This is a genomic window from Gemmobacter aquatilis, from assembly GCF_900110025.1.
GTDB classification, from domain to species: domain Bacteria; phylum Pseudomonadota; class Alphaproteobacteria; order Rhodobacterales; family Rhodobacteraceae; genus Gemmobacter; species Gemmobacter aquatilis.
Genome location: NZ_FOCE01000001.1, coordinates 228,155 through 247,592, shown reverse-complemented (window position 1 = coordinate 247,592; position 19,438 = coordinate 228,155). Strand labels below are relative to the sequence as shown.

Sequence of the window (19,438 nt, the reverse complement as noted above, 5' to 3'; positions counted from 1 at the left end):
ACCTGCGCCATCGGAGAATCCGAATCCATGCTGTCCGGCCCAACCAGATTTCTGGCGCTGCTGCTGGCCCTGTTGCCGGCACCGCTGTTCGCCCGCGCCTCAGCCCTGTGCGATCAGGCGGCGGAACGGGCCTCCTTCGCCACAGGTGTTCCGGTCGAGGTGCTGCGCGCCCTCACCCGCACCGAAACGGGGCGATCCGGGCCCATTGGGCTGGAACCCTGGCCTTGGGCCGTCAATCAGGGCGGCAGCGGCTATTGGTTTGATACTGCGGCAGAGGCTGAAAGCTTCGTAGCCATGAAGGTTGCGGCGGGTATCGGCAATATCGACATCGGGTGCTTCCAGCTCAATTACCGCTGGCACGGCGCCGCGTTTTCCTCGCTGACCGCGATGTTCGACCCTGAAATCAACGCCCATTACGCGGCCGGGTTTCTGGCCGAAAAATACCGCGAAACCGGCGATTGGGTCACGGCGGCGGGCGCCTATCACTCGGCCACCACCGAACATGCCGACCGATACGAAGCGCGCTTTGCCGAGGTGCTGGAGGGCCTGTCCCCCTACCGCGTCGCCGATCTTGGCCCCGCGCCAGAGGCCGAAGTGCCACGCGAAAACCTGTTTCCGCTGCTGACAGCGGGCGAAGGGGCAGGCACGCGTGGCTCGCTCGTGCCGCAACTGGCGGCGCGCGCCGCGCTGTTCAGGGGGGCGCCATGATCCGCTTGCCGCAGATGCTCCGGCCTACCGTCCTTCTGGCGCTGGCACTCATGGCGGTGATCGCGATGATGATTCTGCCGGTGCCGACATGGATCGTCGATCTGGGCCTCGCCGTGTCGTTCGCGCTGGCCATCCTGATGTTCACCGTAACGCTGTTCGTCGAGCGCCCGCTGGATTTCTCGGCCTTCCCGACGATCCTTCTGGCCTCGCTGATGCTGAGGCTGGCGCTGAACGTTTCCTCCACCAAGCTGATCATCGGGCAGGGCCATACCGGCACCGATGCCGCAGGCCATGTGATCGAGGGGTTTGCCAGTTTCGTCATGGGGGGCAACCTGCTCTTGGGCCTCGTGGTGTTCTGCGTGCTGCTGATCGTGAATTTCATGGTCATCACCAAAGGTGCGGGCCGCATGGCCGAGGTCGGCGCCCGTTTCGCGCTGGACGGGATGCCGGGCCGCCAGCTTGCCATCGACGCCGACATGGCGGCGGGCGCGATCAACCACACCGAAGCCAAGGCGCGGCGCGAACGCGAATTGGCCGAGACGAACTTCTTCGGCTCGCTGGACGGGGCATCGAAATTCGTCAAGGGCGATGCGGTGGCCGGGCTGATGATCACCGGGCTGAACATCGTGATGGGGCTGGTGATGGGCATTCTGATTCACGGGATGCCCGTTGGCGAAGCCTTTGAAACCTATGCGATCCTGACCGTCGGCGATGGTCTGGTCAGCCAGATCCCCGCCGTCATCATTTCTGTTGCGGCGGCGCTGCTGCTGGCGCGGGGTGGATCGAAAGGCGCGGTGGATGTGTCGTTCTTCCGCCAGTTGGGCCAATATCCCGCCGCGCTGGCAACGGTGGCGGTGCTGCTCGGGCTGTTTGCGCTGGTGCCGGGCCTGCCTTTCCTGCCCTTCATGCTGGGCGCCGCAGGATTGGGTTATGCCGCCTGGCGGGGCGGGCGCAAACCTGCGGCTGCCCCGGCGGCCGAGGCCGTAGCGACCGCGCCGCAGCGCAAATCCATGGGGGACGTGCTGGATTTCGACGAGATCCACATCGAATTTGCCCCGAACCTCATCACCATGGTGCTGGATCCGGCCACCGGGCTGGATGCGCGCATCCAGAACATGCGCAGCCATATTGCCACCAGTTTTGGTCTGATCCTGCCCGAAATCCGGCTGACCGACGACGCCGCGCTGTTGCCCGGCAGCTATCGCATCCGCCTGCAGGGCGTGGAGCGGGTGCGCGACCGGCTGATCCCCGACCGGGTTCTGGTGCTGCTGAGCGACGGCACCCCCGCGCCTGACGGCATCGACGTGCGCGAGCCGGTCTATGGCGCGCCCGCCCGCTGGGTTCTGCCCGATGCGCAGGAAGAGGCCGCGATTTCCGGCCTGACCGTTGTTTCCCCGCCCGAGGTTCTGGCGACTCATCTGCTCGAAGTGCTCAAATCCAACCTCGCGCGGCTGCTGACCCTGCGCAACCTGCGCCGGTTGATGGATGAATTCTCCAATGTTTCCGACAGCGCCCGCGCCGAGGCGAACCGCCGGTTGATGGACGAGCTGGTGCCCGACAAGGTGCCGGTGGATCTGCTGCTGGCCGTGCTGCGCCTGCTGCTGGAAGAGCGCGTGTCGATCCGCAACCTGCCGCTGATCCTTGAATCCATCGCCGAGGCGCGCAGCCTGCATATGCCCGAGGCGATCTGCGATCATGTGCGCCAGCGTCTGGGCTTCCAACTGGTGGCCGAACTGAAACGTGAGGATGGCACGATCCCCTTGATCCAGCTTGCGCCGGAATGGGAAAAGACCTTCGCCACCTATCAGATCGAAGGCGAACGCGGGCAGCGCGACGTGGCTTTGCCGCCCGACCAGTTCAGCCGCCTTGCCAATGCCGTGGCCGAAAAGCTGGCGCGCGCGGCCGAGGGCGGAGTCTATCCGGCACTGATCACCTCGACCCTGCGACGGCGGTTTTTGCGCACCGTTCTGGCCGCCAAGGGCCTGCCTGCGCCGGTGCTGTCGTATGAAGAGGTCGGGATGGAGGCGCGGCCTGCGATGGTCGGGCAGGTTCCGGCGTGAGTGGGTTGATCGCCACGCTGGCCGGGCTGTTCGGGCTAACCCAGCCGCTGCTTCTGGCCGGGTTTCTGGTGTTCCTGCGGGTCGGCGCCGCGATTTCCGTGATGCCTGCCTTTGGCGAACAGTCCTTGCCGCCGCGTATCCGTCTGGCGCTTGCGCTGGCCTTCACGCTGATCGTGGCCCCCGCCGTCATGGGAGCCGAGCCGGGGGGCCACCTGCCGCCCCTTGCGCTGCTGACCGAACCCGCTACCGGGCTGGTGCTGGGCCTTGGCCTGCGGTTCTTCATCTTTGCCCTGCAGACCGCAGGGATGATGATCGCTCAATCCACCTCGCTTTCGCAGCTTTTCGGTGGCACGGCGGGCGAGCCGCAGGCGGTGATGGGGAATTTCCTGACCGTGGCTGCTCTTGCCCTGGCGGTGACGAGCGGCCTGCATGTCCGCATGGCGGAACTCCTTATCCACTCCTACGCATTGCTGCCGGTCGGCAAGATGCTGGCGGCGCCGGATCTGGCGGAATGGGGGGTGCTACAGGTGGGGCGCACCTTCTCGCTGGCCTTCTCGCTGGCACTGCCTTTCGTCATCGCGGCGTTGCTCTACAATCTCGCGCTGGGGATCGTGAACCGGGCGATGCCCGCCCTTGCTGTTTCGTTCATCGGCGCCCCAGCGCTGACGCTGGGCGGGCTGATCCTGTTCGCGCTGGCCGCGCCCCTGTTGCTGGCCCATTGGCACGGCGCCTTTCTTGGCTTTCTGGCGGACCCCTTCGCGCCATGAGTGGGGAAGACAGCGACGACAAGCAATTCGACGCCACGCCAAAGCGGCTGGAGGATCTGCGCAAGGAAGGGCGGGTGCCGCGTTCGCCCGATCTGCTGACGGCTGCCGCCTATGCCGGGCTGCTGCTGGCCATACTGGGCCCCGGCGTCTGGGCAGTGCAGCGGATCGGGGCGGCGCTGCTCATGCTGCTGGATCAGCCGGACCGGCTGGCTCGTGCGGGGGGGGCTGCGCCCCTGGCGGGAGTGATGGGCGGGGTTCTGGGTGGGCTTGCGCCCTTTGTGCTGCTGCCGGCGCTGGCGGTGATTGCGATGCTGGTGGTGCAGCGCGCCATCGTCCTTACGCCCACCAACCTGATGCCCAAACTGTCGCGCATCTCGCCGTTGCACAATGCGGGGCAGAAGTTCGGGCGCGCGGGCCTGTTCGAATTCGCCAAGAACACCGTCAAGATGCTGCTGATCGGCATGATCCTCGGGCATTTTCTGCTTGCACGGCAGGATGCGATCCTGGGCACGCTGGGCCTTGCCCCCGGTGTGGGGATGGAAATCCTGATGGATCTGGCGGTGGATTTCCTGACGATCGTACTCTTGCTGTCGGTGGTTCTGGGCGGCGCGGATTACCTGTGGCAGCGCCTGGAACATGCCCGCAACGCCCGCATGTCCCGGCAAGAGATGATGGACGAGCACAAGGAGTCGGAAGGCGATCCCCATGCGAAATCGCATCGGCGACAGAAGGGGCAAGAGATTGCACTGAACCGGATGCTGCGTGATGTTGGTGAGGCTGATGTCGTCATCGTCAACCCCACCCATTACGCGGTGGCGCTGCGCTGGGATCGGGCGGCCAAGCGCGCGCCGGTCTGCGTGGCCAAGGGGATGGACGAGATCGCCGCCCGGATCCGCGAGCGGGCGCAGCTTGCCGGGGTGCCAATCCACAGCGACCCGCCAATCGCCCGCGCCCTGCACGCGACGCTGGATCTGGGTGCCGAGGTGCGGCGCGAGGATTACAAGGCTGTCGCGGCGGCGATCCGCTTTGCCGAATCCATGCGCAAACGCGCCAAACGCAAGGGGATGTGATGAAGGACAGGGCGAAATTGCGGGCTTTGCAGGGGATTGCGGCGCTCATGAAGGATCAGCGTCTGGCGCAACTGCACCAGGCGGCAGAAGCGCGGGCGAAAACCCTGGCGCGGCTCGATGGTCTTGCGGTGCCTGCTGCGGTCGATCTGCCGCTGGTCAGCGCGGCGCAGGTCACGCTTGGCTATCAACGCTGGGCCGATCTGCGCCGGTCCGAACTGAATCTGATGCTGGCGCGGCAGACCGCAGACTGGATGGAACGGCAAGCCGAAGCCCGCCTTGCGTTCGGCAAGGCGGATGCGCTGGGCCAACTGGCGGAAAAGCGGCGATAGGGCCGGGGGTCAGGAATCCTGACGCGCGATGTCGGTGATCAACACATCGGTGATCGTGTCCGGCATCGCCTTCTGCGCGGTTTCCAGCAGGGCCTTGCGCAGGGATGATAGCTGCGCCCCATCGGTAAAGGCGCCCCGGAAGCCGCCGGTATTGGCGTGGTCGAACAGGATCTGTAGAAAGCTGTCCCGCAGCTTCGGCTCCTTGGCGAAGACCGCCTCGGTCGTGCCAGGCGCCACCTCAAGGCTCAACGACAGCACCACCATCGAGCTGACCCGGCCATTCTCGACCAGCGGTATGATGAACTGATTGTTCAGTTTCACATATTCCGGCGCGTGTTCCAGGTCGGCATGGGGGTCTTCGGCAGGCGCCGCCGCGTCATGGGCTGCACCTGCGGTTTCGGGATCGGGGGCCGGGCGCAGGAACAGGCCGGCGCCGATGCCGCCGCCGATACCGAGAAGGACGAGAAGAAGCGGAAGGATCAGGCGTTTCATGGCACCTCAGAAGGGCAGGATGATGTCGGCGACCTGCTGGCCATAGCGCGGCTGCTGCACGTCGCTGATCTGACCGCGCCCGCCATAAGAGATGCGTGCGCCGGCGATCTTGTCATAGGTAATCTCGTTCTGGCGGGTAATGTCGGCCGGGCGGACATAGCCGTTCACGATCAGCTCGCGCAGTTCATAGTTCACCCGGACCTCTTGCTGGCCCTCGATGCGCAGCACCCCGTTCGGCAATTCTTCCACCACCGTCGCAGCGACCCGGAGCATCAGCTTTTCCTCTCGCGCCACCGAACCGCTGCCGGTATAGCTTGAACTGGATCCGGTGTTCACAGCATCTGCCATGCTCGCCCCCTCGGGCAACTCGGCGTCGAGCCGTTGCGGGATGCCGAAGAACGAAGGGATGCCCATCTGATCGCTGCCCGCCCGGTTCCGCCCGCTGGAATTGGAGATTTCGGCCTTGTCGTCGATCTCGATCACCACGGTCAGGATGTCACCCTTGCGTTGCGCCCGCTGCTCGCCAAACAGCGAATCGCGGTTGGCGGACCAGAGCGAGGAGGCGTCGGTCGGCGTGGCGGGCGGCACGTCGCGGGGCAGCGGTGTCGAATACATCGCGTGGTGTTGGTAGCTGCCTTCCAGCGGCGAGAAGGCCGGGGCGCGGCCCACCTCGTTCAGGCGGCCGCAGGCAGACAGGCTCAGGGCGATCAGGATCAAACGGCGCATCGGGCTCTCATGGGGCAGGGCCGACAACCACGGTGCCGTCCGGTGTCACATGGCCGGTCACGGTGGTGCGGGAGGACAGGTTCATCACGCGGATCACATCGCCCGCGCCGCCGCGCGACAGGGCGCGGCCTTCGGTCTGGATCTGCAGCGGGCCGGCGGCATAGAACAGCGGCACGATCTGGTTGCGGTCAACCAGCGCAGGCGGGCCGAAATCGCCCGGGCGCAGCGGGCGGTTGGGGTAAAGCGTCACGCGCGCCTCCATCCCCACGGCCGCGTCCGGGGTCCGTAGCGCGCCGGGCAGATCGCCAGAGCGCAGCGCCAGATCCTCGGGGGCGATGATCTGCTGGGCGCGGATGGTGCGGGTGGGGACCACCGTGTCCGCCACAGCCGTCCCGCCCAGAAGGGAAATCGCACAGAACATTCGCCACATCACCGCACCTGCGCGGTTGCAGACAGCATCTCGTCGGCGGCGGTGATCACCTTGGCATTCAGCTCGTATCCGCGCTGCGCCTTGATCAGTTCCGTCACCTCGCGCACGGCATCGACCGAGCTTTCCTCCAGATAGCCCTGCCGCAGCGTGCCCAGCCCCTCTTGCCCCGGCGTTCCGACCAGCGCCGGGCCTGAAGCCGCCGTTTCAAGAAACAGGTTGCCACCCACGGCCTCCAGCCCCTTTTCATTGGTGAAGCCCACGAGGTTCAACTGGCCCAGCAACTGCGGCTGCACCTGATCGATGAAATAGGCATAAACCTCGCCACTTGCGTTGATCGAGATGCTGCGCGCGTCGGCGGGAATGGTCAGCCCCGGCGCGACCTCGTGCCCGGCCGAGGTGACGATCAGCCCGTCGCCCGTGCGTTTCAATGCGCCATCCCGTGTATATCCCGAGGCACCTGAGGGCAGCGTGACCTCGAGATACCCTTTCCCCTCAATCGCGAGGTCGAGATCGCCGCCGGTTGCGGCCAAAGACCCCTGCGCCAGCACGACCGATACGGCAGCGGGCCGCACGCCCAACCCAAGCTGCACCCCGGTCGGCAGCATCGCGCCATCCTGGGCCGATACCGTGCCGGGCCGCGCCTCCTGCTGATAATGCAGGTCGGCGAATTCGGCGCGGCGGGCGTTGTAGCCGGTGGTGGACATGTTGGCGAGGTTGTTCGACACGACATCGACCCGCATCTGCTGGGCCGCCATGCCGCTTGCCGCGATCTGAAGCGCTTTCATGGCTCTCTCCTATCGACCGAGTGTCTGGATGACACTGCGGGCCCGTTCATCTTCCTTGTCGAGAAAGCTCTGCCCGGCCTGATAGGCGCGCTGCACCTCGATCATCCGCGAGATTTCCGAAAAGGCGTTCACATTGCTGTCTTCGATCTGGCCCTGAAAGATGCTGCTGCCCTCCACCGGCACTTCCCCGGCATCCGACACGAACAGCGTGCCGCCCTCGTGGCGCAGCGCCGTCGGATCTTGCGGTGCCCAAAGGCCGATGCGGGCAATCGGTGTGCCGCCTGCCGACAGCGTGCCATCCGTGGCCAGCGCCACCGGCCCCGCGTCGGGTGGCACGAAGATCGGTGCGCCGCCCGCGTCCAGCAGGCGATAGCCGTCGGGGTTCACCAGATTGCCATCGGCGGCGGGCATGAAGCTGCCCGCGCGGCTCAGCCGGTTGCCATTCGGTGTTTCCAGCAGAAAAAACCCCTCGCCCTGAATGGCAAAATCGTAGCTGCCCCCGGTGATGTTCAGGTCGCCTTGCGTCAGGTCGATATTGCGCCCCGAGGCGCGGGCCATCGACAGCGAAGGCGAATCGTCCAGCCGTTGCACATATTCGGAAAACACCACGCCCTCGCGCCGGAAGCCGGAGGTGGAGCTGTTTGCAATGTTGTTGGCAATCGCCTGAATCTCGCGCATCAGGCCGGATTGTCGGGTCAGGGTGGTATAACCGGCGGCATCCATCTCAGCCTCCTGCGATCTGCGGGACGATCTGTTCGGTGAAGAACCCGACCAGCGTTGCGGTCATGAAGCTCATCGACACCCAGAAGACGATCAGCATGGCACCGACCTTGGGCACAAAGGTCAGCGTCATCTCCTGCACGGAGGTCAGGGCCTGAAACAGGCCGACGACGACCCCGGCGACCAGCGCGACGGTCAGCAGCGGTGCCGAAATCTGCACCGCGATCCATAGCGCGTGGCGCAGGACATCGTAGATCAGCTCCTCGCTCATACCGGCATCCTCAGGATTTCCTGATAGGCCTCCACGACCTTATCGCGCAGGGTGACGGCAGTTTCGACTGCCAGTTCGCTTTCCGACAGCGCCTGAACCAGCGCATGGGGGTCCGCGCCGCCCAGCATGGTGGCGCGGGCCGTCTGTTCCGTCTGGGCCAGTACGTCAGAGAATGCCTCTGCCGCGTCGGTCAGCCCGGCGCCCAATGTGCCGCTTCCGGGCTGGGCGGCCGCTGCCGTTCTGGCATTGGCATAGGTCTGGGCGGCGATATTCGTACGCATATCCATTCTGGATCTCCTTATCTGCGCAGAAGTTCCAGCAGGCTTTGCGACATCTGCCGCGCCTGATCGAACATCCGGAGGTTTGCCTCGTAGCTGCGCTGCGCTTCGCGCGCGTCAGCGATTTCGATGACGAGATCGACATTCGATCCGTCGTAATGCCCAGTCTCGTCGGCCAGCGGGTGGCCGGGATCGTAGATCTGCGTCAGCGGCGTGCGATCCAGCCGCACCGGGCCGGGTTCCACGCCTTCGCCCTCGACCGCGCTGCGAAAGCTCACCGTCTTGCGGTGGTAGCCGGGGGTGTCGGCGTTCGCGATATTCTCTGACACATGGCGCAGCCGCGCGGATTGTGCCTCCATCCCCGAGGCAGACAGCGAAAGGGCGCCCAGAAGATCGGCCATGGCTTACCCCCGTCCCAGGCTGGTGCGCAGGATGCGGGCAGAGCTGCGATAGATCGACAGCGCCAGATCATGCTGCTGGCGCACTTCGGCGCTGCGCATCATTTCGGCTTCCAGCGACACGGTATTGCCATCGGGCGAGGCTGCGCCGCGGGGGCGGCGGGTCTGCGTCTCGGTCCCTGGCGTGCTGTCCACGCCAAGATGCCCTGTGCGTGTCGCCCGCAGCGTGCCGCCATCCGCGGCATAGGCTTCCGCGAATGGCGCCAGATCCTGCGCCTTGTATCCCGGCGTATCGGCATGGGCGATATTGCGCGCGATTTCCGCCTGCCGGGCCGCCGCATGCGACGCCATGGCCTGCGCCATTCTGACGATTTCGAGTTTTTCAAACATCGGGGCTTCTCCCTCGATCACCTTCACCAAGGCTTAAGGGTGATTCCTTTAGAAACGGTAAGCAGCGAACAAAGGGAGAAAGCGATGCGCGAGATTTTTGCCGCCCTGCGGGCCGAAATCGCCTCTGTCACCGTGGCGCGGCAGGTCGGGCGGATCATCGAGTTGGGGCGCGGTACGCTGCGTGTCACTGGGGTGGAGGGGGGAGCAGGGCTGGGAGATCGGGTGATGATCCGTACGCGGCAGGGCGATGTGGGGGGGGAAATCGTGCGCCTGTCGCGTGAAGGGGCCTCGGTGCTGGCAGATAGCGCGCCAGAGGGTGCCCTGCTGGGGGACGCGGTGGAACTTGTGGGGCGCGCCACCATAGCCCCGGATGACAGCTGGGTCGGCCGCATCGTCGATCCCTATGGTCAACCTCTTGATGGAAAGCCAATTTTCCGTGGTACTGCAACGCGTGAATTGCGTGCACCGGCGCCCGCTGCGGCCAAGAGGCGCCGCCTTGGCGGGCGGCTGGCCACCGGAACGGCGGTATTCGATACGCTGTTGCCGCTGGTGCGCGGCCAGAGGATCGGGCTGTTTGCCGGCTCGGGGGTAGGCAAGTCTTCGCTTCTGGCGGGTTTTGCCCGCGGGGTCGAGGCGGATGTGGTGGTCATTGCGCTGATCGGGGAACGCGGGCGGGAGCTGCGTGAATTCACCGAACGCGTGCTGGGGCCGGCAGGCATGGCGCGCAGCGTTGTGGTGGCGGCAACCTCGGATCAATCGCCGCTGACTCGCCGCCGCTGTGCCTGGACGGCAATGGCGGTTGCCGAATATTTTCGCGATCAAGGCCTGCATGTGCTGTTTCTGGCCGATTCGATCACCCGCTTTGCCGAGGCGCATCGTGAAGTGGCGCTGGCCTCGGGCGAAGAGGGCAATCTGCGGGGCTTTCCGCCCTCTACCGCGCACAACATCATGGCTTTGGCCGAGCGGGCAGGGCCTGGGCCGGAAGGGGCGGGCGACATCACGGCGGTCTTTTCAGTGCTGGTCGCAGGGTCTGACATGGAAGAGCCTGTTGCCGACATCCTGCGCGGTGTGCTGGATGGCCATGTGGTGATGGACCGGCGTATTGCCGAGCGCGGGCGCTTTCCGGCGATCGACCTGTTGCGCTCGGTTTCGCGCAGCTTGCCAGAGGCCGCCACGCCAGAGGAAAACGCCCTGATTTCCGAAGCGCGCCGCCTTCTGGGCGCCTATGATCGGGCGGAGATGATGATTCAGGCGGGGCTCTATGCCAAAGGCTCCGACCCTTTGGTTGATGCCGCGATACGGGTCTGGCCCGCGCTCGACGGTTTTCTGGCCGAGGCGGCGCCGGATGGGGTGGCGGATAGCTTCCGCCGTCTCGCGGCCTGCCTGCAAAGGTGATCAGCCCGCGAGAATGCCCAGAATCGATGCGCTGCTGCTTTGTCCGGCCTGCAGGATCTGCAACGCCGCCGCAGCTTTCGTGCCGGTCGACCCCAGCCCTGAGGTCAGTTCGGCGCGCAGCAGAAAATCCCGGATCAGCTTTTGCTGGGCCTCGGGTGCGGCGAATTGGGACAGGCTGGTATCGCCAAACCGGGCATCGGCCTTTTGCTTCATCACCGAAAGCTGCTGATCAATGTCGAGCGTGCCGAAGCTTGCGGGCAGGCCGAAAGCTGTTTCGAACAGTGCCCGCAGGGGTTCAGACCCCAGAACGGTGTACCATTTTCCATCCTCGCTCAGGCTTTTTGCGGCGAGATCGGGCAATTCATGTTCCGCATAAAGCGTGATGCGCAGGCTCGAGTCGGCCGCGCCAACGGCCACCTCGAACTGTTGCTGCTCGTATTTCGCAAGTATCTTGTCGGCAAAATCCGACAATTGGGTGCTGGGCGTCGTGTAGTCGCCAAAGCCGAAGGCCGAAGACAGCGCGGCATATTGCTTGTTGGACAGCTTGTTCGCCAGCGCGGCAGTGTCCAGCGTGCCATCCTCCAGCACCTTGCGGATGAAGTAGGTGCTGTTCAGATCATCCGACAGACCGAACGCTCCCAAAGCCACCCGCAGCAATCGCTTGTCCGAGACCAGCTCTTCGGCAGTCTTGATGCCGCCGATCTTGGCCCGAAAATAATCTTCGTCGCGTTTTAGCGCGGCATCGGTGGCAAGCCGCTGCTTTTGGCTGTCTTCGGTGCGTTTGAGAAAGGTCCAACCCGCATAGCCGGTGGTCGGAAGGATCACGGAATAGGTCATGCCGGTCGCGCGGCGAACAGCCGTTCCTCGCGTGGCAGCAAGGACCGAAGCGCCTTGAGCGCCTGATAATGCTGATCTTCCATCACGGCACTGGTGGCGAGCGCCAGTTGGCTCCGGCTATCGGCATCGGTCAGCACCTGGCTCAATTGTTCGATGCCGCGCAGAAGCTGCATCCTTGCATCCGCCGCATCCGCATCTCCCGACAGGATGAGTTGCGCAATGTAGCACACGCGCCGCACCGGGGTGTTCACCTCTTCCGGGTGGATGGCGTCGCGCAGGCGCAGGATATTGGCATTGGGCGTCATGATCGCCAGCCGCGAGCGGCGGTCGCCATTTTCCACCACGGCGCCGTTGATCAGCACCCGTTCAAACGGGCCAAGCTTGAGCACGAGGCCGGTCATTTCGCGTCCCCCTCGCCACGCAGGCCGCGCATGATCGCGGTGTTGATGTCGATCAGCACCTCGGCGCTGGCATCTTCGCTCAGCACCTTGCGGCTGTGGGTGGCGGTGAACTCGTAAAGGTAGAACAACTGCGCGCGCAGCTTTTCGGGCAAGCCGTTGCCGGGCCCTGCAACATCGGCGGCCAGTGTGGTCCAGAGCTTGGCATTGTCATGGATCGCCTTGGCGAGCGTGGGGAAATCGCTGCGCCGTCGCTTGCTGGCTTCGGTCAGTTGCCGCGTGATGCGGGCAAAAAGATCGTATTCGATCTGGCGGTTAGAGCGGACAGGGGTTTCAGGTCGGCCATAAGCCGTTCTGGCAAGGTGGATGGAATGCACGGCGTATCCTTCCGGTGCTGTGGTGCTTTAGGGAAACGCGGCGCGCTGTTCGGGCGCGCCGCCAGGGTCTTCCTTAGCGGAACAGCGACAGAATGCTCTGCGGCGCCTGATTGGCAATCGACAGTGCCTGGATGCCGAGTTGCTGCTGTGTTTGCAGCGCTTGCAGCCGGGCCGAGGCCTCTTCCATATCGGCATCGACCATGCTGCCGATCCCGGTTTTCAGCGAATCCGTCAGGTTGCTGACGAAATCAGCCTGAATGTCGATGCGCTTCTGGACCGAACCGAAGGACGCGGCGGAATCCACGGCCGTCTGGATCATGCCTTCGATCGCTGTCAGGGCGTCGGAAGCTCCGGAAGCGGTGGTCACGTCGATCGTGCTCAACGCGCCGAGACCGCCGGAGCCCGCATTCGAATACTGGCCGCTGACCGACAGATCGCTCGTCCCGTCATTTGTGAAGACCAGTTGCCCCGCATTGGCGCTGTCGAAATCCACGGTCAGCCCATCGATCCCCAGCGCGTCGATCGAGTTTTTCATGCCCACGGCGATCAGGTCCGGCACGGTATTGGCGCCGCTGGCGACATCGGATTCCGTCACCGTATAGGAGGCGGTCTTCTCGCCGATCCGCATGGTGACCTTGTCCCCTGCCGCCCAGGCCTGGGTGCCGTCGGCAATCGTGATGTCATCCGAACCGCCAGCGGCATCAAGCGACAGCACGAAAGTATCACCCGCCCCGGAGATCGTGCCGCCGGTCGAAGCGCTGAACACGTCATTGGCAACATAGCCGCCAATGGCGAGGTTCTGCGCGGTCACGGTGATCTTGGAGGCGGCGACCCCCGAGGCACTGCGATCCAGCGAGGACAGCACATCGACCGAGGTTTGCGAGCCGTCGACGAGGTTCAGCCCGTTGAACTGCGCGGCCCCCACAACCGAAGAGATCTGGTCGCGCAGCGCCACGATATCAGCCTGAATCTTGGTGCGATCGACATTGCCTTCCTGCGAGGCGACGATCTTGCCTTTCATCTCGGTCAGCAGATCGGTCACGGTTTCAGCCGCCTGACGCGCCACACCCACGGTGGAAGACCCGAGCGAAAGGCTGTCCGAAATCCCTTCGAACCCCTCAACATCCGATTCCATCACCTTGGAAATGGCCCAGACGGCCGAGTTGTCCCGGGCATTGGCCACCGACTTGCCGGTCGAGATCTCCGACTGGACCTTTTCCAGATTCGAGTTGATGCCCTTCATGGTCTGCAGGGCGATCATGGCGCTGGTGTTGGTCAGAATGGACGACATGTCCTGATACCTTTCGAAATGCCCGCACTTTGGCCAGGCAAGAGAGCCGCACGAGGCGACGGTTCCGGGCGTTTTATCCCTGCGGAAGCCGCTCCGGCTGCCGCGCCACCCCACCATGGGATGCCCTCTGATTTCTGCCGGTCATTCTCTAACAGAGTGCTAAGATCGCCTGCCGTGCTTGCGCCAACTGCATGGCATTTGAATCGCTTCAGAATCTTTTGCTCAGTGCGCCCCGATCCTGCGGGTGGCGGTGTTTCAGCCCGGCGCCGTCATAGGTTGAAAATCCTTGCTCAAGGCTGCGCAGTTCGGCGATGCGCCGTTGCGCTGCACGCAGGCCGCACAGGCTGGCTGCCAGCAGCGTATCATTGCGCGCAGCCTTGCGGCGCAACCGTTCCAAGGTTGCCCGGCTTTGTGGCGGCGCCAGCGTGGCGCCTGCATCGGCCAGCGGCCCGGCTAGGGATTCCAGCGCCGCAAGGTCACCGCCCTGCAGTGCCTCGTGCATTCGGTCAAGCAGCGCCTCCAGCGCGAGGGGGTCAGCTGTCATTCCGTGCCTCCTCCTTCACAAGGGCACGAAACAGCGATTCGCTGAGCCCGATCCCGCCATGGGCCACGATGGCGCGGGCCTGTTCCTGCCGCAGGAACGAGGCAAACTGCTCTTCCCCGATTCCGCCACCAAACCCGGTGCTGACCTCGCCGAGTCCGGCTTCCCCCAGCATTTCGGCCAGAAAAACGCTTTCCAGCTCCGTCGCCTTTTGCCGCAAAACGGCCAGCCGTCCACTCTCCCGCTGCAGGGGGGGTGGGGCCGTCACACCATCCGTCATCCGAACTCTCCTTTCGGTTTCGATGAGGCCATGATGCGGGCAGGCGGTAAACACCCGGTAACCAGTTGCAGCGATAATGGGGCAGTTGCGGTTGAAATCGAGGTGTGCAGTGATTCCCCAAACCCTTCCGGCGCCGGTTGCGCCCCTCATGCCGACCGCAGCCTTTGCCCCAGCGGGCTGCGACAGCGCGACAGAGGGTTTCGCGGCCTGTCTGAAGGAGAAAGAGGCGCCGGAACCCGACCCTGCGCTGGCCGCTGCGATGCTGCGCCCCCCGGCTGCGCCGCTGGTGGCCTTTACCCTGCGGCTGGGCGGGACGGTTTACGAGATTTCCGTGGCCCGAGGTGACCCCGCCCCGCTGCCCGACTCCGGTCCTGCCGAAGCCACGCTGACCGAAACCCGGATCATGCCGGAGCCAGAGGAGGCAAGCCCCTCTGCCGATGCCGCGCCCCCCGCTCCTCCGGAGGGTGATTTCACCGATCTGCCGCTGCGCAATACCCGGCAAATACCGGAACAGGCGCCCGGAGGGTCTGGCCTGGTCGCGCGGCTGGTGGTGTTTCAGGCTGCAGAGGAAGCCCTGCCCCCAACCGCTCTTCCCGGGTTCGTCGCGCAGATGGCAGGGCCGCCTCAACCTGCGGCTCCGGTGGCGGACCATGAACCCCCTCCCCCCCCGGAGCCTGAGGCCATGACCCCTGAAACTGCCGCTTCGCCCCCGGATAGCGCAGCGGAATGTGGCCAGACCGACAGCCGGATGGAGCTGACACTGGCGCCCGAAGACCTTGGGCCGCTGCATTTTTCGATGGAAACGCAGGGTGATGTGATCCGCGTGCTTCTGTCGGCAGAACAGCCGGTATCGCTGGAGTTGTTGCGGCGCCATGCGGCAGAGCTGGTGCAGAACCTGCATGATGCCGGCTACCGTGAGGCCCGGATGTCCTTCGGGCATTGGCAGCAGGCCCGTGCATCGGACACTCGCGCCCCGCCCCGGATCGTGGCCACCCCGCCCTTGCCCGAACCGGCAGACTCGCCGCCGCAACCGACCCGCCGCGCAGGGCGCCGCGGGCTCGACATCAAGTTCTGAAAGGATAGCCCATGCAAGTTTCCGGTGCCACCGCGGGCAGGACGACTGCCGCCGGCTCTGGCGGTTCGGCCATCGTGTCGGATTACACGACATTCCTGAAACTGCTCACTACCCAGATGCAGAATCAGGATCCGCTGAACCCCATCGACAGTTCTGATTATGCGGTGCAACTCGCCACCTTTTCGGGGGTTGAACAGCAGACCAAGACCAATGATCTGCTGACGGCGATGCAATCGGGTTTTGGCCTGTTGGGCATGGGTCAGATGGCGGGCTGGGTGGGGCGCGAGGCGCGGTCGCTTGCGCCAGTGCAGATCACCGATGCCCGGCCGGTAACGCTTCTGGCCACCCCGCCCAGCGGCGCCGACCGGCTGGTGATGGTGGTCGAAGATGCCGATGGCACCGTGGTCAACCGCGTCGATCTGCCTGCCGATACCACGGAATTTATCTGGGAGCCGGTCGATCTGGCCGATCAGCCGCTGGTGGACGGGCGCTATGTCTTCACTCTCGAAAGCTATCGGGACGAGACGCAACTCGGCGCCGCTGAAATGGCCTCTTACCAGCGGGTGACAGAACTGCGCAGCGGTCCGACCGGGCTGTCGCTGCTGTTGGAAGGGGGGGTGGAAATCGGCATCGGCGAGGTGACGGCGGTGCGGGGCTGACTTGCCAGATCCGCGCCATGCGCATAGCGTCGCGCGCTGCCATGACCCTTGTTGCCACGCCCCGATCCGATCTGCCAGACCCGCTTGCCCCGGCGCGGGCAGCGCTGCCGCATCTGGCCGGGCTGGTGGCGCAGCCGCTGACCGGCGGGCGCAGCAACCGCCTGTGGCGGTTGGCCGAAACAGTGGTGAAGCTGTATGATCCCGCTGCGGCGCGCCCCTTGTTCCCCAACGATCCACAGGCCGAGGTGACGGCGCTGCGGGCGCTGGCGGGCAGCGGCCTTGCGCCCGATCTGCTGTATCGGGGCGATGGGTGGATCGCCTATCGCTTTTGCCCCGGTGCGATCTGGCAACGCGATCCGCGCCCTGTGGCGCGGGCGCTGGCCAGGCTGCACAGCCGCAGCGCACCGCCCGGCCTGCGCGTACTGCCGATGGGGGCCACCGCCATTGCCGCCCATGCGCAAAGCTTTGCGCCGCCGGGCCTGCCGCCATTGCCCCCGCTGGCAGATGTGGCGCCCGCACGACCTCGGCTTGTGCATGGCGACGCGGTGCCCGGCAACATGATCGCCACCCTTGCCACGCTGACCCTGATCGACTGGCAATGCCCCGGCGCGGGCGATCCGGTTGATGACCTTGCGCTGTTCCTGTCGCCCGCCATGCAGCAGCTGTATCGCGGCGACCCGCTGACAGCTGAAGAAACTGCGGCCTTCCTCGCCGCCTATCCCGATCCGGTCGTTATCGCCCGCTACCACGCCCTGCGCCCGCTGCTGCACTGGCGCATCGCCGCGCATTGCGCCCTGCGTGCGGCAGAGGGTGACGCCGATTACGCCACCGCCCTGAAACTGGAATGTGCCGCGCTGTAACCTAAAGCAGCGCGCCGAGTGCCACGCCCACCGCGACCAGCGCGCCCCCGGCGGTCATCCAGATCACCGGATGCACCGCATGTGGCGCGGGCTTTGGCCCCGCGTTCTGCTGCACCAGCCGCGCCTCCACCATGCCCGGCAGTTTCGGCCCGAACCGCGCGACCACCTGCAGCGTCTTGCCCAGATCGCGCAGCAGCGCGCGCGGCCCGACATTCTGCGCGATGTAAGCCTCGACCACCGGATGGGCGACCTGCCAGATGTTGATATGCGGATCAAGCGAGCGCGCCACGCCCTCCACCACCACCATGGTGCGTTGCAGAAGGATCAGCTCCGTCCGTGTTTCCATCCCGAATCTCTCTGTGACTTCAAAGAGATAGGACAAAAGTCGTGCCATCGAGATTCGGCTGGCATCCATGCCGAAGATCGGCTCGCCCACCACCCGCAAGGCGCGGGCAAATTCGTCGATTTCGCGGTCGGCTGGCACATAGCCCGCCTCGAAATGCACCTCGGCGACGCGGCGGTAATCCTTGCGGATGAAGCCGAACAGGATCTCGGCGTAAACGCGGCGGGTATATTCATCCAGCCGCCCCATGATGCCGAAATCATAGGCGATGATCGCCCCGTCTGCCCCGACCTTCAGGTTGCCCTGATGCATGTCGGCGTGAAAATAGCCATCGCGCAAAGCGTGGTTCAGGAACAGTTGCAACACCCGCGCGCCCAGCACCGTCCGGTCATGCCCCGCCGCGTCGATCGCCGCGTTATCGGACATCGAGACGCCCTCGGCCCAGCCCAGAGTCATCACCTGCCGCGCCGACAGATGCCAGACCGGCTGCGGCACGCGGAACCCTTCGTCCTTGGCCGTATTCGCTGCAAACTCTGCGGCCGCCGCCGATTCCAGCCGCAGATCCAGCTCGCCCAGCACCACACCCTCGAAATGCCGGATCACATCCATCGGCCGCAACCGGCGCGAGGCGGGCGACAGCGTTTCAATCGCGCGCGCCGCGAAATAGAAAGCGTCGATATCCTTGCGGAAGGCCTTTTCGATGCCGGGCCGCAGCACCTTCACCGCCACATCCTCGCCCGTCTCGGCCAGCCGCGCCCGATGCACCTGCGCGATGGAGGCGGCGGCGACGGGTTCGGAAAAGCTGCTGAACATCTGATCGACCGGAAGCGACAGCTCCTCCTCGATCATCCGTTTTGCCACTTCCACGGGGAAGGGCGGCAGCTTGTCCTGCAGGTATTTCAACTGCAGCGCCAGTTCGTCACCCACGATGTCGGGGCGCGTCGAAAGGATCTGGCCGAATTTGATATAGGCCGGCCCCAGCGCGGTCAGCGCCCGCGTGGCGGGGGGTAGTGCCGGGTCACCCTTCAGCCCCAGCCATTTGAACGGCCAGCCCAGCACCCGGGCCACGGCCCGCAGCCGGGGCGGGGCATCCATCGCCTCCAGCACCACACCGATGGCGCCGGTGCGTTCCAGCGTGGCCAGGGTGCGGATCAGGCGGATGATGTTGTGGGGGCCGCGCACTTAGATCTTCCACCCGGAATGCAACGCCGCGATCCCCATCGAAAGGTTGCGATAGCTGACCTGCCCGAACCCCGCCTTTCGGATCATCGCGGCAAATGTCTCCTGATCCGGGAATTTTCGAATGCTTTCGACCAGATACTGATAGCTGTCGCGGTCACCTGCGATAATCTTGCCCATCACCGGGATCACGTTGAAGCTGTACAGGTCATAGGCCTTCTGCATCGCCGCGTTGGGCAACTGGCTGAATTCCAGCACCATCAGCCGCCCACCGGGGCGCAGCACGCGGTAGGCCTCGTTCAGGGCGTCTTGCACCCGCGTCACGTTGCGGATGCCGAAGCTGATCGTGTAAACGTCGAAGGTATTGGCCGGGAAGGGCAGGGCCATCGCATCGCCCACCACCCAGTTCAGCCGGTCGGCCATATGGTCGGCCTCGGCGCGCTGGCGGCCTTCGACCAGCATGGATTCCGTCATGTCCAGCACGGTGGCATGGGCGCCCGGCGCCCGTTTCAGAAAGCGGAACGACACATCGCCGGTGCCCCCCGCCACATCCAGCAGTTTCGCCCCCGGTCGTGGCGCCAGCCAGTCCATCATCGCATCTTTCCAGACACGGTGAATCCCCATGCTCATCACATCGTTCATGATGTCGTATTTGCTGGCCACGCGGGTGAAGACGCCATGCACCATTCCGGCCTTTTCGGCCTCGTTCACCGTCTGGAAGCCGAAATGGGTCTTTTGCTGTTCGTCGCTCATGCCGGGCTCTTCCGCTCTTGCCGCCG

At 65.0% G+C, this 19,438-nt stretch carries 26 protein-coding genes; 9 read left to right on the top strand and 17 right to left on the bottom strand.

Annotated elements, in window-relative coordinates; translation table 11 throughout:
• The first annotated feature begins 27 nt into the window (after positions 1–27).
• Genes BMX43_RS01175 through BMX43_RS01155 form a run of 5 tightly spaced genes read left to right on the top strand, consistent with a single transcriptional unit; the run spans position 28 to position 4,934 of the window.
• Positions 28–708, top strand: coding sequence for a transglycosylase SLT domain-containing protein (locus BMX43_RS01175; protein ID WP_091295602.1), 681 nt, complete (start codon positions 28–30; stop codon positions 706–708).
• Entirely contained in the window at positions 705–2,768 is a 2,064-nt protein-coding gene (flhA, locus tag BMX43_RS01170; RefSeq protein WP_425431760.1) for a flagellar biosynthesis protein FlhA, read from the top strand. Before BMX43_RS01175 ends, flhA begins: the two co-directional genes overlap by 4 nt.
• Positions 2,765–3,535, top strand: a complete 771-nt coding sequence (locus BMX43_RS01165; protein WP_091295598.1) for a flagellar biosynthetic protein FliR — start codon at positions 2,765–2,767, stop codon at positions 3,533–3,535. Before flhA ends, BMX43_RS01165 begins: the two co-directional genes overlap by 4 nt.
• Positions 3,532–4,605, top strand: a complete 1,074-nt coding sequence (locus tag BMX43_RS01160) for an EscU/YscU/HrcU family type III secretion system export apparatus switch protein (RefSeq protein ID WP_091295595.1) — start codon at positions 3,532–3,534, stop codon at positions 4,603–4,605. The genes BMX43_RS01165 and BMX43_RS01160 overlap by 4 nt, the downstream gene beginning before the upstream one ends.
• The gene (locus BMX43_RS01155; RefSeq protein WP_091295592.1) at positions 4,605–4,934 is read left to right on the top strand and encodes a hypothetical protein; all 330 of its coding nucleotides are present in this window, start codon (positions 4,605–4,607) and stop codon (positions 4,932–4,934) included. Before BMX43_RS01160 ends, BMX43_RS01155 begins: the two co-directional genes overlap by 1 nt.
• Before the next feature lie 9 nt (positions 4,935–4,943).
• Here BMX43_RS01155 and BMX43_RS01150 read toward each other — a convergent pair whose 3' ends face one another.
• The 9 genes from BMX43_RS01150 to BMX43_RS01110 are packed head-to-tail and all read right to left on the bottom strand — an operon-like array spanning position 4,944 to position 9,424.
• Positions 4,944–5,426 (bottom strand): flagellar basal body-associated FliL family protein, encoded by a 483-nt coding sequence (locus BMX43_RS01150; RefSeq protein ID WP_091295589.1) that lies wholly within the window; start codon positions 5,424–5,426, stop codon positions 4,944–4,946.
• A gap of 6 nt (positions 5,427–5,432) precedes the next feature.
• Positions 5,433–6,152: a flagellar basal body L-ring protein FlgH gene (gene flgH / locus BMX43_RS01145; protein WP_091295586.1), complete on the bottom strand. Its 720-nt coding sequence runs from the start codon at positions 6,150–6,152 to the stop codon at positions 5,433–5,435.
• 7 nt (positions 6,153–6,159) lie between these two features.
• Positions 6,160–6,582, bottom strand: coding sequence for a flagellar basal body P-ring formation chaperone FlgA (gene flgA, locus BMX43_RS01140; RefSeq protein ID WP_091295582.1), 423 nt, complete (start codon positions 6,580–6,582; stop codon positions 6,160–6,162).
• A complete protein-coding gene (gene flgG / locus BMX43_RS01135; protein WP_091295579.1) occupies positions 6,582–7,367 on the bottom strand; it encodes a flagellar basal-body rod protein FlgG in 786 nt (261 codons plus the stop codon). The genes flgA and flgG overlap by 1 nt, the downstream gene beginning before the upstream one ends.
• 9 nt (positions 7,368–7,376) lie before the next feature.
• Complete coding sequence (locus BMX43_RS01130) at positions 7,377–8,090, bottom strand: flagellar hook-basal body complex protein (protein WP_091295576.1); 714 nt, start codon at positions 8,088–8,090, stop codon at positions 7,377–7,379.
• Position 8,091: 1 nt separating this feature from the next.
• Positions 8,092–8,358, bottom strand: coding sequence for a flagellar biosynthetic protein FliQ (locus BMX43_RS01125; RefSeq protein WP_091295573.1), 267 nt, complete (start codon positions 8,356–8,358; stop codon positions 8,092–8,094).
• A complete protein-coding gene (gene fliE, locus BMX43_RS01120) occupies positions 8,355–8,645 on the bottom strand; it encodes a flagellar hook-basal body complex protein FliE (RefSeq protein ID WP_091295569.1) in 291 nt (96 codons plus the stop codon). The genes BMX43_RS01125 and fliE overlap by 4 nt, the downstream gene beginning before the upstream one ends.
• Before the next feature lie 11 nt (positions 8,646–8,656).
• Positions 8,657–9,037: a flagellar basal body rod protein FlgC gene (gene flgC / locus BMX43_RS01115; protein WP_091295565.1), complete on the bottom strand. Its 381-nt coding sequence runs from the start codon at positions 9,035–9,037 to the stop codon at positions 8,657–8,659.
• Positions 9,038–9,040: 3 nt separating this feature from the next.
• Positions 9,041–9,424, bottom strand: a complete 384-nt coding sequence (locus BMX43_RS01110; RefSeq protein ID WP_091296995.1) for a FlgB family protein — start codon at positions 9,422–9,424, stop codon at positions 9,041–9,043.
• An 84-nt stretch (positions 9,425–9,508) separates the two neighbouring features.
• Between BMX43_RS01110 and BMX43_RS01105 the strand changes: the two genes are divergently transcribed.
• Complete coding sequence (locus BMX43_RS01105; RefSeq protein WP_091295563.1) at positions 9,509–10,819, top strand: FliI/YscN family ATPase; 1,311 nt, start codon at positions 9,509–9,511, stop codon at positions 10,817–10,819.
• Here the strand turns inward: BMX43_RS01105 and BMX43_RS01100 are convergent, their stop codons facing one another.
• The 6 genes from BMX43_RS01100 to BMX43_RS01075 form a co-directional block, all read right to left on the bottom strand.
• Positions 10,820–11,656 (bottom strand): DUF1217 domain-containing protein, encoded by an 837-nt coding sequence (locus BMX43_RS01100; protein WP_091295558.1) that lies wholly within the window; start codon positions 11,654–11,656, stop codon positions 10,820–10,822. It lies immediately after the preceding gene.
• Positions 11,653–12,057, bottom strand: coding sequence for a flagellar biosynthesis repressor FlbT (gene flbT, locus BMX43_RS01095; RefSeq protein WP_091295555.1), 405 nt, complete (start codon positions 12,055–12,057; stop codon positions 11,653–11,655). Before flbT ends, BMX43_RS01100 begins: the two co-directional genes overlap by 4 nt.
• Positions 12,054–12,431, bottom strand: coding sequence for a flagellar biosynthesis regulator FlaF (gene flaF, locus BMX43_RS01090; protein WP_091295552.1), 378 nt, complete (start codon positions 12,429–12,431; stop codon positions 12,054–12,056). The genes flbT and flaF overlap by 4 nt, the downstream gene beginning before the upstream one ends.
• A gap of 73 nt (positions 12,432–12,504) precedes the next feature.
• Positions 12,505–13,722 carry a flagellin N-terminal helical domain-containing protein gene (locus BMX43_RS20335; protein ID WP_091295549.1) on the bottom strand — a complete coding sequence of 406 codons (1,218 nt, stop codon included), beginning with the start codon at positions 13,720–13,722 and terminating at the stop codon, positions 12,505–12,507.
• Between the two features lie 208 nt (positions 13,723–13,930).
• Positions 13,931–14,266 (bottom strand): hypothetical protein, encoded by a 336-nt coding sequence (locus BMX43_RS01080; RefSeq protein ID WP_091295545.1) that lies wholly within the window; start codon positions 14,264–14,266, stop codon positions 13,931–13,933.
• Positions 14,256–14,543 (bottom strand): rod-binding protein, encoded by a 288-nt coding sequence (locus tag BMX43_RS01075; protein WP_091295540.1) that lies wholly within the window; start codon positions 14,541–14,543, stop codon positions 14,256–14,258. Before BMX43_RS01075 ends, BMX43_RS01080 begins: the two co-directional genes overlap by 11 nt.
• Before the next feature lie 148 nt (positions 14,544–14,691).
• Between BMX43_RS01075 and BMX43_RS01070 the strand changes: the two genes are divergently transcribed.
• The 3 genes from BMX43_RS01070 to BMX43_RS01060 are packed head-to-tail and all read left to right on the top strand — an operon-like array spanning position 14,692 to position 17,137.
• Complete coding sequence (locus BMX43_RS01070) at positions 14,692–15,618, top strand: flagellar hook-length control protein FliK (RefSeq protein ID WP_175481985.1); 927 nt, start codon at positions 14,692–14,694, stop codon at positions 15,616–15,618.
• Between the two features lie 11 nt (positions 15,619–15,629).
• Positions 15,630–16,277: a flagellar hook capping FlgD N-terminal domain-containing protein gene (locus tag BMX43_RS01065; RefSeq protein WP_091295531.1), complete on the top strand. Its 648-nt coding sequence runs from the start codon at positions 15,630–15,632 to the stop codon at positions 16,275–16,277.
• Positions 16,278–16,318: 41 nt separating this feature from the next.
• A complete protein-coding gene (locus tag BMX43_RS01060; protein ID WP_091295527.1) occupies positions 16,319–17,137 on the top strand; it encodes a phosphotransferase family protein in 819 nt (272 codons plus the stop codon).
• Position 17,138: 1 nt separating this feature from the next.
• On the opposite strand, the gene ubiB is transcribed toward BMX43_RS01060, so the two are convergent.
• Both ubiB and ubiE read right to left on the bottom strand, forming a co-directional pair.
• On the bottom strand, positions 17,139–18,662 hold the full coding sequence (gene ubiB, locus BMX43_RS01055; RefSeq protein ID WP_091295525.1) for a 2-polyprenylphenol 6-hydroxylase: 1,524 nt from the start codon (positions 18,660–18,662) through the stop codon (positions 17,139–17,141).
• Positions 18,663–19,412 (bottom strand): bifunctional demethylmenaquinone methyltransferase/2-methoxy-6-polyprenyl-1,4-benzoquinol methylase UbiE, encoded by a 750-nt coding sequence (gene ubiE, locus BMX43_RS01050; RefSeq protein ID WP_091295522.1) that lies wholly within the window; start codon positions 19,410–19,412, stop codon positions 18,663–18,665. It lies immediately after the preceding gene.
• Positions 19,413–19,438: the final 26 nt, after the last annotated feature.